This window comes from Veillonella criceti (genome assembly GCF_900460315.1).
Taxonomy (GTDB): Bacteria; Bacillota; Negativicutes; order Veillonellales; family Veillonellaceae; genus Veillonella_A; species Veillonella_A criceti.
Map to the genome: position 1 here is coordinate 2,092,773 of NZ_UHIO01000001.1, position 15,126 is coordinate 2,107,898.

The 15,126-nt window shown below is 39.1% G+C and carries 14 protein-coding genes; all 14 read left to right on the top strand.

Going from position 1 to position 15,126, the window contains the following annotated elements:
- Positions 1-165 precede the first annotated feature (165 nt).
- The 14 genes from DYE54_RS09385 (at position 166) to DYE54_RS09450 (ending at position 15,123) form a co-directional block, all read left to right on the top strand.
- Entirely contained in the window at positions 166-1,146 is a 981-nt protein-coding gene (locus DYE54_RS09385) for an NAD(P)H-dependent flavin oxidoreductase (RefSeq protein WP_115310974.1), read from the top strand.
- A gap of 293 nt (positions 1,147-1,439) precedes the next feature.
- The gene (locus DYE54_RS09390) at positions 1,440-2,585 is read left to right on the top strand and encodes a RuBisCO large subunit C-terminal-like domain-containing protein (RefSeq protein ID WP_115310975.1); all 1,146 of its coding nucleotides are present in this window, start codon (positions 1,440-1,442) and stop codon (positions 2,583-2,585) included.
- 95 nt (positions 2,586-2,680) lie between these two features.
- The gene (gene larE, locus DYE54_RS09395) at positions 2,681-3,499 is read left to right on the top strand and encodes an ATP-dependent sacrificial sulfur transferase LarE (RefSeq protein ID WP_115310976.1); all 819 of its coding nucleotides are present in this window, start codon (positions 2,681-2,683) and stop codon (positions 3,497-3,499) included.
- Between the two features lie 12 nt (positions 3,500-3,511).
- Positions 3,512-4,393, top strand: coding sequence for an MBL fold metallo-hydrolase (locus DYE54_RS09400; RefSeq protein WP_245935716.1), 882 nt, complete (start codon positions 3,512-3,514; stop codon positions 4,391-4,393).
- 27 nt (positions 4,394-4,420) lie between these two features.
- Positions 4,421-5,542: a S1C family serine protease gene (locus DYE54_RS09405; RefSeq protein WP_115310977.1), complete on the top strand. Its 1,122-nt coding sequence runs from the start codon at positions 4,421-4,423 to the stop codon at positions 5,540-5,542.
- Positions 5,543-5,655: 113 nt separating this feature from the next.
- A complete protein-coding gene (gene rlmH / locus DYE54_RS09410; protein ID WP_115310978.1) occupies positions 5,656-6,132 on the top strand; it encodes a 23S rRNA (pseudouridine(1915)-N(3))-methyltransferase RlmH in 477 nt (158 codons plus the stop codon).
- A gap of 45 nt (positions 6,133-6,177) precedes the next feature.
- Positions 6,178-7,086, top strand: coding sequence for a hypothetical protein (locus tag DYE54_RS09415; RefSeq protein WP_115310979.1), 909 nt, complete (start codon positions 6,178-6,180; stop codon positions 7,084-7,086).
- Positions 7,087-7,266: 180 nt separating this feature from the next.
- On the top strand, positions 7,267-7,722 hold the full coding sequence (locus tag DYE54_RS09420) for a CBS domain-containing protein (protein ID WP_115310980.1): 456 nt from the start codon (positions 7,267-7,269) through the stop codon (positions 7,720-7,722).
- A gap of 147 nt (positions 7,723-7,869) precedes the next feature.
- On the top strand, positions 7,870-9,177 hold the full coding sequence (gene tig / locus DYE54_RS09425; protein WP_115310981.1) for a trigger factor: 1,308 nt from the start codon (positions 7,870-7,872) through the stop codon (positions 9,175-9,177).
- Positions 9,178-9,217: 40 nt separating this feature from the next.
- The gene (clpP, locus tag DYE54_RS09430; RefSeq protein WP_115310982.1) at positions 9,218-9,811 is read left to right on the top strand and encodes an ATP-dependent Clp endopeptidase proteolytic subunit ClpP; all 594 of its coding nucleotides are present in this window, start codon (positions 9,218-9,220) and stop codon (positions 9,809-9,811) included.
- Positions 9,812-9,826: 15 nt separating this feature from the next.
- Positions 9,827-11,077, top strand: coding sequence for an ATP-dependent protease ATP-binding subunit ClpX (gene clpX / locus DYE54_RS09435; protein ID WP_115310983.1), 1,251 nt, complete (start codon positions 9,827-9,829; stop codon positions 11,075-11,077).
- A gap of 73 nt (positions 11,078-11,150) precedes the next feature.
- Positions 11,151-13,463 (top strand): endopeptidase La, encoded by a 2,313-nt coding sequence (lon, locus tag DYE54_RS09440; RefSeq protein WP_115310984.1) that lies wholly within the window; start codon positions 11,151-11,153, stop codon positions 13,461-13,463.
- Complete coding sequence (yihA, locus tag DYE54_RS09445; RefSeq protein WP_115311135.1) at positions 13,463-14,155, top strand: ribosome biogenesis GTP-binding protein YihA/YsxC; 693 nt, start codon at positions 13,463-13,465, stop codon at positions 14,153-14,155. The genes lon and yihA overlap by 1 nt, the downstream gene beginning before the upstream one ends.
- Entirely contained in the window at positions 14,152-15,123 is a 972-nt protein-coding gene (locus DYE54_RS09450; RefSeq protein WP_115310985.1) for a polyprenyl synthetase family protein, read from the top strand. Before yihA ends, DYE54_RS09450 begins: the two co-directional genes overlap by 4 nt.
- The last annotated feature ends 3 nt before the right edge of the window (positions 15,124-15,126 follow it).

Consider the following 15,126-nt stretch of genomic DNA (forward strand, 5'->3'; position numbering starts at 1 on the left):
GTAATATATTTTTACAGTATTATACTTTTGTAAGTATGAAAAAGCAAGAGAATTTTGTAAAATAATCTCATAAAATTAATTGTGGAAAATTTAATTTGTGACAATTTTATTATTGGATTAATGGCATAAATTAAATATGTAGTGTATAAAGGAGTTATATTGTTTATGAAACGTAAAATAAAAGAAATTTTAGGAATAGATAAACCAATTATTCAAGGCCCGTTAAATTGGTTGACTGATGCTCATTATGTAAGTGCTGTTAGTAATGCCGGTGGTTTAGGAGTGTTAGGCTTAAACGCGGGGGAGAGAGAGTCTGCCAAAAATATGGAAGAACGTATTAATAATATGCGTCGTGAAATCCGTAGAGTACGAACTATGACTGATAAACCATTTGGGCTTAATGTAGCGCCTCAATCTAATGATCCAGCGTTGGACAAATATACAGAAGCTTGGTTGCAATTAATGGTGGAAGAGGAGGTCAAGATTGTTATTTTAGTTGGTGATTTAGCTCCTTATTGGATAGGTAGATTTAAAGATCATGGTATAGTTGTAGTTTTTAGAGCATTACAACCAACAGTGGATAATACTAAGGCGGCTATAGATGCTGGGGCAGATATTATTGTTGCTACTGGCTTTGATGAAGGGGGTACCGTGCCATATCAGGGAATCGGAACTTTTTCTATTGTACCATTAATTGTAGATGCCGCTGAAGGAAGAGTCCCTGTATTTGCAGCAGGAGGCATAGCCGATGCTAGAACAGCTAAAGCTGCATTTGCCCTAGGGGCTGATGGTTTATACGTAGGGACAGCGTTCATGATGGCTATAGAATCACCATTAGCGCATGGGATTAAAGTATTAGCTGTAGAAGCTAATGCTAATGATTTAGTTATGTATCGTACGGTGCCTGCTTTTTATCGGTCTTTACCAGGGGAGTTACCTAATAAATTATTGGCGATGAGTAAAGCGGGGGCTACTGAAGAGGAACTCTTTGAGGCGCAAAATACGTATGTTGGTATGAGAGATGGTATGCTTTTTGGCGATCTATCCAAAGGATATGCGTCTTTTGGTTTAGGGATTTCTGTAATTCATAGTATTAGACCCGTAGCAGAGATTATTGATGAATTAATGAAGGGGGTTCCTGCATAAGTAGGGTATGTCTAAATGAGATAAAAGATAGCTACTTTGTGTAGCCACTATTATAGAAAAAGAGTATATTACACATATAAAGAATACAACGATAGAGAATAGGCGAGTCTTATCGTTGTATTTTTTTATGGGGCTATAAAGCCGCTATACTATTAGTGGTAATTTGCCAATGAAGTTATATGTTTTATTCAATTATGAGTAACTTTCTTATAATTATTACTAATTTAGGTACAATTAATACGCAATTTATAGTAAAATAATGACTTGTAAGATATGTGTAAAAGGAGGCACTGATGAAGAACTTATGTAATGAACGGTTCGTAGTGACCTATCAAATAGAGGCCCCTACGTATGAAGAAGCAAAAGGGATTGCTTGGGGCATACAAGTGGAACAGACCATTGAATTTCCCTATGATTTTTTACAGGATGAGGATATTAAGCGCGATATTGTAGGCCACTTAGAGTCGTTAGAACCAGCTAATGATGGTGTGCATTTTATAGCTAAGATTTCATATGGTGTGGAATGTACCGCTTTAGAAGCAACCCAATTCTTAAATGTTGTGTTTGGAAATTCATCTTTGCAACCGCATATTTGGGTGGTAGATATTGAAATTTCACCGACATTGGCCACTACTTTTAAAGGCCCTCGTTTTGGGCTGGATGGGGTAAGAGCACTGACTGGAACAATGAGTCGAGCATTTATTCAAGCGGTTATTAAACCTATGGGGACATCGGCAACTACCTTAGCTAATATGTGTCGTGCTTACGTATTGGGGGGCGCTGATGTTATTAAAGATGATCATGGCATTACGAATCAGTTTTTTTCACCCTTTGAAGAGCGTGTGAAACGTTGCGCTGAAGCAGTAGCAGAGGCTAATGCGCAATCTGGGCATCATACGCTTTATGCGGCCAATGTGTCGGCTGATAGCGAAGCGCTCTTAGAACGGGCTTATATGGCTAAAGAAGCAGGTGCTACCGCTCTTATGGTGGCCCCGGCCTTAGTTGGTTATGGATGGCTTAATCGTTTGGCAAAGGACGAAAATTTAGGGCTACCTATTATTTCTCACCCAGCTATGATGGGCGGTTTTGCGTTACCTGGTGTATCAGGAATTGCCGATTATTTATGGATGGGCCTTTTGCCTCGCTTATTTGGTGCTGATATGTCTATCTTTGTGTCGTATGGTGGTCGTTTTACGTTTACGGCTGACCAATGTAAACGAATTCATCAGTATTGTACGAAACCTGTAGATGGAATTAAGGCAACGTGTCCATCGCCTGGTGGCGGTGTAACAGAACTTCGTTTACCTGAGTTACTTGACTTATATGGTAAAGATACGATGTTTTTAGTGGGGGGCGACATGTTCCGTCGCGGCCCTGATTTGGCAGCGAATATGAAAGTGTTCGTGGACATTACTAAACAATATAGTTATCGTAATTGAAGGTATTTAACTTACTATGTTTTAAAAAGAGAAATTGCTAAAAGAGAAATTTGCGAAAAGAAAAATATTGTGAAAAGAGAAAAGAGACGGATATTATGTTAAGTACAGACTTACAAACAAAATTAGAGAATTTAGAGGCTACTTTACAGCAAATGGGGAGTGCTGTTGTAGCTTTTTCTGGTGGGGTAGATAGTACCTTTTTGGCTGCTGTAGCTCATAAAGTATTAGGTAGTAAGGCACAGGCCTTTACGGTTAGCTCACCAACCTTGCCTGCTGAAGAAATTGAAGATGCCAAGCGCTTTGCTAAAGCTATTGGCATTACTCATACTATTGTAGAAATCAATGAATTAGAAATGGAAGATTTTACTCGTAATGACCCAGACCGTTGTTATTATTGTAAAAAAAATCGCTTTCAGAAGTTGATAGATTGGGCCGCAGCTAAGGGGATTCAAGGTGTGCTTGATGGGGGGAATTTGGACGATAAGAAAGATTATCGTCCTGGCATGCGCGCTTTAGAAGAACTGGGAACGGTGCGTAGTCCTTTATTGGAAAATGGCTTTACCAAAGAGGATATTCGTGCGGTGGCGAAAGAATGGGACCTTGAAGTGTGGGATAAGCCAAGTTCGCCATGTTTAGCGACCCGCGTACCCTATAATCATGTGATCACAGGTGAAGCCTTGACTATGATTGAAAAGGGTGAGAAATATTTACATCAATTCATTGACGGCCCTTTGCGCGTGCGTTACCATGAAGGTATGGCTCGCATTGAAGTGAGTGAGTCTGATTTTCAAATTTTTGCTGATGCCAAACGTCGGGCTATGATTTGCAACGCCTTTGAAGAGTTTGGTTTTACCTATGTGAGTGTAGATTTGCAGAGTTTTAAAAGCGGTAATTTAAACCGTGAAGTGAAATAGAAGGAGTTTTTATTGAGACAACGTGCCATAGAAGAAGCAGTGAATAAATTACAAATGAATATAACTCAGTTGGCACCGAGTGAAACTTCTGCGCCTAGTGCTGATGGAACCGCCTTAGCGGCTCATGTACTGGCGAGTGGGAGTCAAGGCAACGCCACTTTAATTACTTATAAAGATACCTGTATTTTAGTAGATGCGGGGATTAGTGCCCGGCGTATTACACAGGGCCTTAAAGAGTTGGGGCTAGGACTTGACCAGTTGGCTGGAATTTGCATTACTCATGAACATACAGATCATATGGCTGGTTTGCCACAATTACTGAAACAGTGTGCTGTACCTGTGTATACACGAGCGGGGACGATGCGTGAGATTGTAAAACGCAAAGGGTTAGATACAAAAGCATTTACAGTGATTACTAAGAGTAGTTTTACTTTGGGTGATTTGCAAGTGGATACCTTCCGTACGAGTCATGATGCGGCTGATCCTATGGGACTTTGCTGTTATGGTGGGGCACATAAAGTTACTTTTATGACGGATACAGGTGTCGTAGATGATACGATGTTAAAACACATGGACGATAGTCATTTGCTTGTGTTAGAGGCAAATTATGATCCTCAGATGTTGAAATATGGCCCCTATCCTTATGATTTGAAGCAACGGGTGGCTAGTCCCTATGGTCATTTAGGCAATGAGCAGGCGGCGCAAGCGCTACTTATGATGAAGCGGCCAGATCATTTACAAGTGATTTTAGCTCATCGCTCGGAAAAAAATAATGCACAACCAGTCGTAGCTGATACAGTTATGACCGCATTACAAGCAGAAGGGCTACGAGTGAGCGAAGATATTTGCTTATATCATGGACAGCCTAAGGAAAAAGTATCTATTCATGCATAACTGAGGTATTCGTTAGGAGGTTTTACGATGGATAGTAAAAAACGTGGCTTATTTATTATATTAGCCATTGTATTGATTATTGTTGGGGCTGTTGGAGGCTATGTAACTAATGATTTTTATAGCAATACCAAGCGCACTACTACAGAAACAACAGCTCTAACGAGTGAAGGAACCAAGAAAAACATACCTTTATCAGATAATCGGAATACCGCTATTGTAGAAGCGGTGAAGAAGGCAGGCCCTGCGATTGTAGGAATTACAACAAAGGTATATGATCGCAATATCTTTGACCAACAAGTTTTAGTTGGTGAAGGGGTGGGCTCGGGTGTTATTATTGATAAAGAGGGCTATATTGTAACGAACTATCACGTAGTCGCACAGGCTAGTAATAAGAAAGTTACCGTTTCTTTGAGTGATGGTTCTTCGCAAGAAGGGACTGTAGTAGGTATAGATCCATTAACTGATTTAGCAGTTGTTAAAATTACGCCACCTGATACTATGCCCGTGGCTACACTCGGTGATTCAGACCAGTTACAGGTCGGCGAGCCCGCTATTGCTATTGGTAATCCTTTAGGCTTAGAATTCCAAGGGTCTGTTACAACCGGTGTTATCAGTGCCTTGCATCGTACGGTGAATATGGAATCACAACGATTTCCTCTCATTCAAACAGATGCCGCCATTAATCCAGGTAATTCTGGTGGTGCTTTAGTCAATGCTGATGGTGATGTTATTGGTATTAATAGTGAAAAAATTGCTCATACCGGCATCGAAGGTATGGGATTCTCTATTCCAATTAATGAAGTTAAACCAATTGTAAAAGAATTGATTGAAAAAGGTAGAGTGGTTCGCGCCTATTTAGGTCTTGGACTATTAGATAAGTCAACGGCGGCTAAATATGGATTACAACTTAAAAAAGATGGTTTATTAGTAGCGCGTGTCTATAGTGATGGACCAGCAGCTAATAGTGATATTAGCGAAGGGGATTTGATTACAGCTGTTGGAGAAAAATCAATTACAAATTTAATAGAATTAAAACAAATTTTAGATGCGCATAAACCAGGTGAATCGTTAGAACTGACCGTGCTTAGTAATGGGGCGGAACGAACGGTTACATTGGAATTAGGTACCATGCCAGAAGCAACTAATTAATCAATGGATTGGAAGTTGTTATAAATTGATAGGTTGGCTGTAGTATAGCTATACAGTTACTATACTTCGGCCTGATGGATATGTAATGTGTTAGGAGGTTGAAGTGTTACGTAATGAAGTTTACTATATTGGCTATAGGCAAATTAAAAACAGCGTATTTGCGTGAAGGCGTTGCAGAATTTGTGAAACGACTCACCGTATATGGGGGCGTTACGATTACAGAACTGGCCGAAAGCAAATTACCTAGTGCGGATGATAGTAAGCGTCAAGCGATTGTAGCTGAAGAAGGGGACCGACTTCTGAAACAAGTGAATCCTAAAAGCTATGTAGTTCTGTTAGATGTAAAAGGAAAATCCTTATCTTCAGAAGGTTTGGCTGAAAAGATTGCTGATTTAGAAGTGCAGGGAATCAGTGAAATGACCTTTATTATTGGTGGTGCTTTTGGTGTTTCAGAAGCATTACGAAAGCGTGCAGATTTTCGATTATCGTTTAGTCCGATGACATTTACCCATCAAATGGTTCGTTTGCTATTAGTGGAGCAAATTTATAGAGCTTGTAAAATTAATCGTCATGAACCGTATCATTGGTAATTAAGTGTATAGAGTGGTGTAAAAAGAATAAATGGAGGTAGTAAGGTGACAACAAATGCAACCAATTTTACTGGTTTGCCGAGTCTTGAAGCGTTGTGGCAAGTACAACAGCAACAGGGGAGTGATGGCTTCTATGGAGTATATGGGGAAGCTACGGATACGGCGCAAACAGTAATTCAAGGTAATTTAGATTTATTGACGGCTCAAATTAATCAATTAAAGGAGTTAGTAGAACCTTTTGATGATGCGGATACATTGGTTAATCAGTTGCGTGAACGTGTGACATTTTTAGATAAGACCTTGGGTGAAATTAGTAATACGACTCGTATTGTGAATTCAACCTTAGGTGCTTATGGCGATGCCTCTAAAATGGTGCAAACCTTAGAAAAAGGCGGCTTTGCTCAAGATTATATTGTACATCGTAAAGAAGAACTGGGGCTGCAGAATAAAGAGTTAAATACTTTGTTGATTGAGTTTAGTCGTTATGCACAAACTTTATTAGATGCGCTTAATAATGAAACAAAGACAGCTCAGCGTTTACAGGCCGAGGAAGCCATTACTGATGTGAATCACAGCGTGTTAATGGCGTTATATCAATCATGGTTAGAGCGAAGTTTTGCCGTAAATAAACTATTAGAAGCACGATTAGTGTTTATCAGTGGTTTATTAGAGTCATTGCGTAAGGACTTAACAAGTCTACAAGTGCATAAGATGGAGCAAGATGTACAAGAACGTGCTCGGCAAGTGGCTGCTCGTCGTTATAAAGCAAAAGTAGAAGACGTGACTGACTATGATGATTTAGAAGGTCAGTATCGTCATCGTTATGATGAAGAAGGCAATTTAATTGGCATTGAAGAAGGTGGCCAAGGTGGCAATCGTCGCGGTTGGCAAGTTGTGATTGTTAGCGCTATTATTGTGGCAGCTATTATTGCCTATTTTGTTTTAAAAGGGTAAAAAACTATAAAATAAGCAGGAGTTTCAAGACTCTTTGTCTAACATATACTATATAACAGAGTAGAGAATACAATTGGCAAAGAAAGTATATACGAAGATGAAGCTTACTATTCTCTTTGTCATTTGTATAGGGACGTAGTAAAAGCACTGTTTAGATAGTGTGTAAAAGGAGGTAATCCTATGTTAATTGCTGAAGCTATGAATAAGTATCCTGTAACTGTTACTAAAGATACATCTATTAATGAAGCAGCTAAGCTATTAGTAAAATACAAAGTGGCTGCTCTTATAGTCGTTAATGAAGAAAATAAATTAGAAGGTATTATTACGGAAGGCGATTTATTATATAAAAAAGTACGCCCTCATGCACCTCATTATGTCAATGTACTAGGCGCTAGTATTTATTACAGTGGCATTGGTGAATATAATGCACAATTTAAAAAATTATTAGCAGTTCATGTAGAAGAACTTATGACTAAAGAAGTGATTACTTGCGGGCCTAAAGAAGAAGTAGAACCAGTGGTAGCCACTATGTTAGAAAAGCATTTAAAAACCATGCCTGTATTGGACGACAATGACACTGTGATTGGTGTATTTAGCCGTCGTGATGTAGTGGAATTAATTGCTAAAGAAAGTTAATAGCATAATATATTGAAAAAATTTAGAAGAAAATGACTTACTTTATCATATAAAATTGCATACATTCAAATTTTATGATAAGATAAGGAATGCAATATTAAAAAACAGAAATTTTGGGCATTTAGCCCTCAAGGAGGACATATTTTCATGAATGCAACTGTAACCCCTGTTGATCAACATAAGGTAACCTTAACTATTGAAGTTCCAGCAAAAGACGTAACGAAAGGTATTCAGCAAGCTGTAAAACGCATTGCTGGTCAGGTAAACATTCCTGGTTTCCGTAAAGGTAAAGCACCTCGTCGTATTTTAGAAATGAACTTCGGCAAAGAAGCTATTTTAGAAGAAGCATTTGAAACAATCGCTGGTCGTGCGTATCAGGAAGCTCTTGTAGCTAATGAAATCGTACCTGTAAGCGAACCAGAAATCGAACGCGTAACGTTTGAAGAAGGCAAAGATTTAGTGTTTAAAGCAACTCTTACTAAACGCCCAGAAGTAACACTTGGCGATTATAAAGGCTTAGAAGCTGAAAAACAAGAAGCTAAGGTAACTGATGAACAGATTCAGGAACAGTTAGACAATATTCGCAATCAGCAAGCTAAAATGGTAGTTGCTGATAAAGATGCAAAATTACAGAAAGATGACTTTGCTGTTATCGATTTTGCTGGCTCTATCGATGGTAAACCATTTGATGGTGGCGAAGGCAAATCCTACCCACTTCAAATCGGTTCCGGTAGCTTTATCCCAGGTTTTGAAGATCAATTAATTGGTCATGCTGCTGGTGATGATGTAGAAGTAAAAGTAACCTTCCCTGAAGATTACTTTGTAAAAGAATTAGCTAATAAAGAAGCTGTTTTCAAAACTCATATTCATGACATTAAACGTAAAGAATTGCCTGAATTGAATGATGAATTTGCTAAAGAAGCTAGCTCTTATGAAACAATTGAAGAATTAAAAGCAGATCTTCGCAAACAAATGGAAGAAGATGCTACTCGTCGTGCTATTGATGCATATAATGCGGAACTTATTGAAACGGCCGTTAAAAATGCAACAGTAGAAATCCCAGAAGTTATGGTAGAAGACCGTGTAGAACAGATGATTCAAGAAATGGCTATGAATTTAGAAAGCCGTGGTTTGAAATTAGAAGACTACTTGAAATTCTCCAACAAAACAATGGACGGCTTAAAAGAAGAATACCATGCAAATGCGGCTGAAAATGTACGTGCTGATTTGGTATTAGAAGCAGTGGCTAAAGCTGAAAACATCGAAGTAACCCCAGAAGATATGAATATCGAAATTTACACGATGGCTCAGCAATTTGGCGCCGATCCAAAAGAAGTTATGAATATTATTGTTAAAGAAGGCCGTGTAGCTATGTTGAGAAATTCTGTAGCTCGTAAAAAAGCAGCTCGTTTAATTATTGAGCAAGCTAAAGGCGCAGAATCCCAGGAAAAATAATCCACGGGCTATATAGGTACATGGACATGAGGTGTAGTTTATGTATGTACCAGTAGTAGTAGAACAAAGTGGACGTGGTGAGCGTTCCTATGATATTTACTCTCGTTTATTAAAAGATAGAATTGTGTTCTTAGGTGGCCCTATTAATGATGATGTGGCTAATCTTGTAATTGCACAATTACTATTCTTAGAAGCAGAAGATCCTGATAAAGATATTCATTTGTATATTAATAGCCCAGGCGGTGTTGTTACTGCTGGTATGGCCATTTATGATACGATGCAATATATCAAACCAGATGTGTCTACTATTTGTGTAGGCTCTGCAGCTAGTATGGGGGCAGTGCTCCTTACGGCTGGTGCTAAGGGCAAACGTTATGCGTTGCCTCATGCACGGGTTATGATTCACCAACCATTAGGTGGTGTACAAGGTCAGGCTTCTGAAATTGAAATTCATGCACGTGAAATTTTACGTATGCGTGAAGAATTAAATGGCTTACTTGCTTCTCATAGTGGTCAACCAATTGATGTTATTGCTCGCGATACAGATCGTGATAATTTCATGAGTGCGCAAGATGCTGTTACCTATGGTTTAATTGATGAGGTATTGACTAGACCTGTAGTAACTAGTAAATAATTAGGAGGACTAAGCTTGAAGAAAGACGAGAAAGAAACGTTGCGTTGTAGTTTTTGTGGACGCACCGGTGAGGAAGTTCGCAAGCTAGTGGCAGGTCCTAATGTATATATTTGTGATGAATGTGTAGAAGTTTGTCAAAATATTATTGATGAGGAACTCGGTCAAAGTGATGAAGTAGGTTTTGCTTTAAAGCATGTGCCTACACCTCACGAAATTAAAGAATATTTAGATGAATACGTAATCGGTCAAGAGGAGGCGAAAGTCTCCTTGGCCGTTGCTGTATATAATCATTACAAGCGTTTGCAAGTAAATAATACTGTGGATGATGTAGAATTGCAGAAAGCCAATGTATTATTTATTGGCCCTACGGGGAGCGGTAAGACATTACTTGCTCAAACCTTGGCCAAAATGTTAGAAGTGCCGTTTGCTATTGCAGATGCCACTAGTTTGACAGAAGCTGGTTATGTTGGGGAAGATGTGGAAAATATCTTGCTTAAACTTATCCAAGCAGCTGATTATGATGTAACAAAAGCAGAACGTGGTATTGTCTATATTGATGAAATCGATAAGATTGCCCGCAAGTCGGAAAATCCATCGATTACACGTGATGTATCTGGTGAAGGTGTGCAACAAGCACTTTTAAAAATCTTAGAAGGGACTGTTGCTTCCGTACCTCCGCAAGGGGGGCGTAAACACCCGCACCAAGAATTAATTCAAATTGATACAACCAATATTTTGTTTATTTGTGGCGGTGCCTTTGACGGTCTAGAAAAAGTGATTTCTAAGCGCACAGCGAAGAAAACTTTAGGCTTCGGGGCGGATATTCAAAAGCAAGAAGAAAAAGATGTGTCTGCTATTTTGAAGGAAGTTGTGCCTGAAGATTTACAAAAATTTGGCCTCATTCCTGAATTCATTGGTCGTTTGCCAGTTATGGTAACTTTGGATCCATTGGATAAGGAAGGGTTAATTCGCATATTAACAGAACCTCGTAATGCATTGACTAAACAATATGAAAAAATGTTGTCCTTAGAAGATGTAACATTGACATTTGAGAAAGAAGCATTAGAGGAAATAGCATCGGAAGCTATGAAACGAAATACGGGAGCTCGTGGATTACGATCCATCATTGAAAAAGTAATGAAGCAGGTTATGTATGATATTCCATCTCAGGAAGGGGTTACAGACTGCATTATTACACGTGATGCTGTGAAAGGCACAGCAGAACCGATACTCAAGAATGAGTCTACCGTTACAGGTAAGAATTAATTGTAAGTCTAAGAAACTCATTTCCTTTGGAATGAGTTTCTTTTTATAAATATAAACTTGAAAAGGAGCCTATATGAGTGAAACGAATTTTTCGTTGCCCTTAGTGCCACTTCGGGGCATGGTAGTATTTCCTAAAGTAGAAGTACGACTCGATATTGGTCGTGATAAATCCATTCGCGCTGTTGAAGAAGCTATGGCTAATGAACGTTTATTGGCCGTTTCTGCACAGTTAGATGATGAAGTGGAAAATCCAACGCAGCAAGATATTGCTGAAGTGGGAACGATTGTTAAAATTAAACAGATGCTTCGTTTGCCAGGTGGGCTGGTACGAATTTTAGTAGAAGGGATTACCCGTGCTAAAGTAGTGGATATTGACGAAAGTGGTACCTACTATCGTGCTACGATGGAAACGTTAGTTTCACAATATGATGATCAAGTGGAAACAGAAGCTTATCGTCGTTTAGCACAATCTAACTTTTTGAAATGGGCAGAAGAAACGAAGATGGTTACTGACGATGAAATTCGTCGCGTTATGGAACGTACAGAGCCATCGGAAACGGCTGACCAGATTGTACAATTTTTACAAACAGAATTAGTAACGCGTCAGAGTTTTTTAAGTGAACTTAACGTATTACGTCGTTTAAATATGGTAGTAGGCGCGCTAAATATGGAGTTACAAATCTCTGATTTGGAAAATTCTATCAATAATCAGGTGCGCCAGCAAATGGAAAAAGCACAGAAAGAATACTTTTTGCGTGAAAAAATTCGCGTGATTCACAATGAATTAGGGGATAAATCAGACCCTGATGAAGAAGCAGAAGAATTACGTGAACAGCTTAAGAAGCTCAAAGTATCAGACGAAGTACGGGAACGAATTGAGAAAGAAATCAGTCGTTATAGCCGTATGCCGGCTATGATGCCAGAAGCCAACATTTTGCGTAATTACTTAGATTGGGTACTTTCCTTACCATGGGATAAAGAAAGTGAAGACCGTCTTGATATTGCGGAAGCGGCTAACATTCTTGATGCAGATCACTATGGTCTTAAAAAAGTAAAGGAACGTATTTTGGAATTCTTAGCTGTTCGTAAATTATCGAATGCGCAAAGTGGATCTATTCTTTGTTTAGTAGGACCACCGGGGGTTGGTAAAACATCCTTAGCGACTTCAATTGCTAAAGCAATGAATCGTAAATTTATCCGTGCTTCACTTGGTGGCGTTCGCGACGAAGCTGAGATTCGCGGTCATCGTCGTACCTATATTGGTGCGTTGCCAGGACGTATGATTCAAGGGCTTAAGAATGCTGGTACTCGTAACCCTGTATTCTTGCTTGATGAAATTGATAAATTAGCCTCTGATTATAAAGGGGATCCATCCTCTGCCTTATTAGAAGTGCTAGATCCTGAGCAAAATTCTACGTTTAGTGATCATTTTATTGAAATTCCATTTGATTTCTCTGACGTATTTTGGATTACAACAGCTAATGTACCTGGTAATATTCCAGCGCCCTTAATGGATCGTATGGAAGTTATTGAACTTACCAGCTATATGGAAGATGAGAAATTAGAAATTGCTAAACGTTATTTAGTACCTAAACAAATTAAAAAACATGGCTTAACAGGTCATTCTGTTAAATTGTCTGATGCAGTGCTACGTAAAATTATTAGCGAATATACTCGAGAAGCGGGTGTTCGTCGTTTGGAAAAAACGATTGCTAAAGTATTCCGTAAATTGGCCTTTGAAATTATTGGTGGTTCTGAAGCAACACCTAAAGTAACGGTTAAGAATTTGTCTAATTATTTAGGGGCCCCTATTTATTTAGAACAAGAACGTGAAAAAAATGCACAAGTCGGTCTTGTTTGTGGTCTTGCGTGGACTTCTGTAGGTGGTGTAGTATTACCTTGTGAAGCAACAACTATGGCAGGGACTGGCAAATTATCCTTAACTGGTAGCTTAGGTAAAGTTATGCAAGAATCGGGTCAAGCAGCCTTGTCCTATATTCGTCATAATGCTAAAGAATTAAAAATTCCGGAAGATTTCCATAAGACGATGGATCTTCATGTGCATTTACCAGAAGGTGCGACACCTAAAGATGGTCCTTCGGCCGGTATTACTATGACATTGGCTATTGTATCAGCTTTGACAGGCCGTAAAGTACGTTCTGATTTGGCTATGACTGGTGAAATTACCTTACGTGGTCGTGTATTACCGATTGGTGGCTTAAAAGAAAAATTATTGGCTGCTTTACGTTATGGCATTAAAGAAGTTTTAATTCCCCATGGTAATATTAAAGACCTTGAAGAAATGCCAACCTCTGTCATTGAAGGGTTAACAATTACGCCAGTTAAAACGATGGATGAAGTATTAGCTAGAGCATTTGTGAAATGATGAAACAGAAGAAGAAATCAGTTAAAAAACCACAACCTATATATACGCGCAAAGAACCAAAGGGGCCACGTATTATTGCATCTAATTACGTGGCATCAGCGGTGCGTCCTGACCAGTATCCTGAAGGGGATACAGTAGAAGTTGCTTTTTTAGGACGTTCTAATGTAGGCAAATCATCCCTTATTAATTCCTTGTGTAATCATCGTGGCTTGGCCTTAGTAAGTGGTCAGCCAGGTAAAACTAAGACGATTAACTTCTTTACGATTACGTCTAAAGAAGATCTTAGCGAAACTGAAGAACGTCGCTATGAATGGTTCTTAGTTGATTTACCTGGGTATGGCTATGCTAAGACAGATAAAAGTAATCGCAATATTTGGTCATCTTTTATTGCCGATTATATTTTAAATTCAGAGCGATTAATGTTGCTCTGTTTATTAGTAGATGGTCGCCATCCTGAATTGCCGATTGATCAAGAAGCTTTTAATTGGTTACGTCAGGCAGGGGTGCCATTGCAGATTGTAGTAACTAAAATTGACAAATTAAACAGCAAAGAACGGCAACAAAATATGCGTTTTATTAAAGAGAATTTCCCTTGTGAAACGCCAGCCATTCCGTATAGTTCGTTAAAACATACAGGCCGTGAGTTGCTATTGAGTCGTATTAATCAAGTGATTGTAGGGGGCGAAGAATGAGTTTGATGAGAGAGATGGCGTTAATTGAACAAGTAAAAGCTGACCTCATTAAGGTGGAAGCCTATTTGGCGGACTCCTTAAACACAGGCTCAGAAGATTTTAATCAATTAATTCGCCCCATATCAGCAGCGGGTGGTAAGCGTTTACGGGCACGCCTATGCTTATTGATTGCGGGATCAGGTAATGCACCGGAAGAAAAACGAATTCCCATTGCAGCGGCTGTGGAAATGCTACATTTAGCGACATTAATTCACGATGATGTACTCGATCAAGCGGCTGTCCGTCGTGGTGCACCAGCTATTCATTGTAGTAAAGGCAATAAAGTAGCCATTTTAAGTGGTGACTATTTATTTGCCAAAGCCTTTGATGTAGTGGCACAGATTGAATCCGTAGCGTGTTTAAGGGTATTCTCCTTTATTATTTCTGCATTAGTAGAAGGGGAATTTATGCAAATGGAAGATGTATTTTGCATTACCCAAGGGACAGAGCGCTATTTAACTAAGACACAAAAGAAAACTGCTGACTTTATTGAAGCTTGTCTAGAATTAGGCGGTATTTTGGGTGATTGGACGTCCGAAGAAACCACATTGTTGAAACAATATGGTCATGGTCTTGGTATGGCATTCCAGATTACCGATGACATTATGGATTACTGTGCGACATCGGATACCACGGGTAAACCGGTAGGTAAAGATTTGCGAGAAGGGCTCATTACGTATCCGTTATTATCTATCATTACAAAAGAGAATGAACAATATATTACAGATACTGTGCATGCCATTGCAGGAGGCCAAGCGGCTGATGAATTGATTGAGTATGTAACGGCTCAAGGTGGTGTGGCTAAGGCAGAAGCTTTAGAAGCTACTTATCGTGAACAAGCGACGACCGCTTTAGCTGCATTGCCGGAATTTGCTGGTAAGTCAGTATTATATGAGGTATTAGATTCGTTGGCTCATAGAAAGGTGTAAATT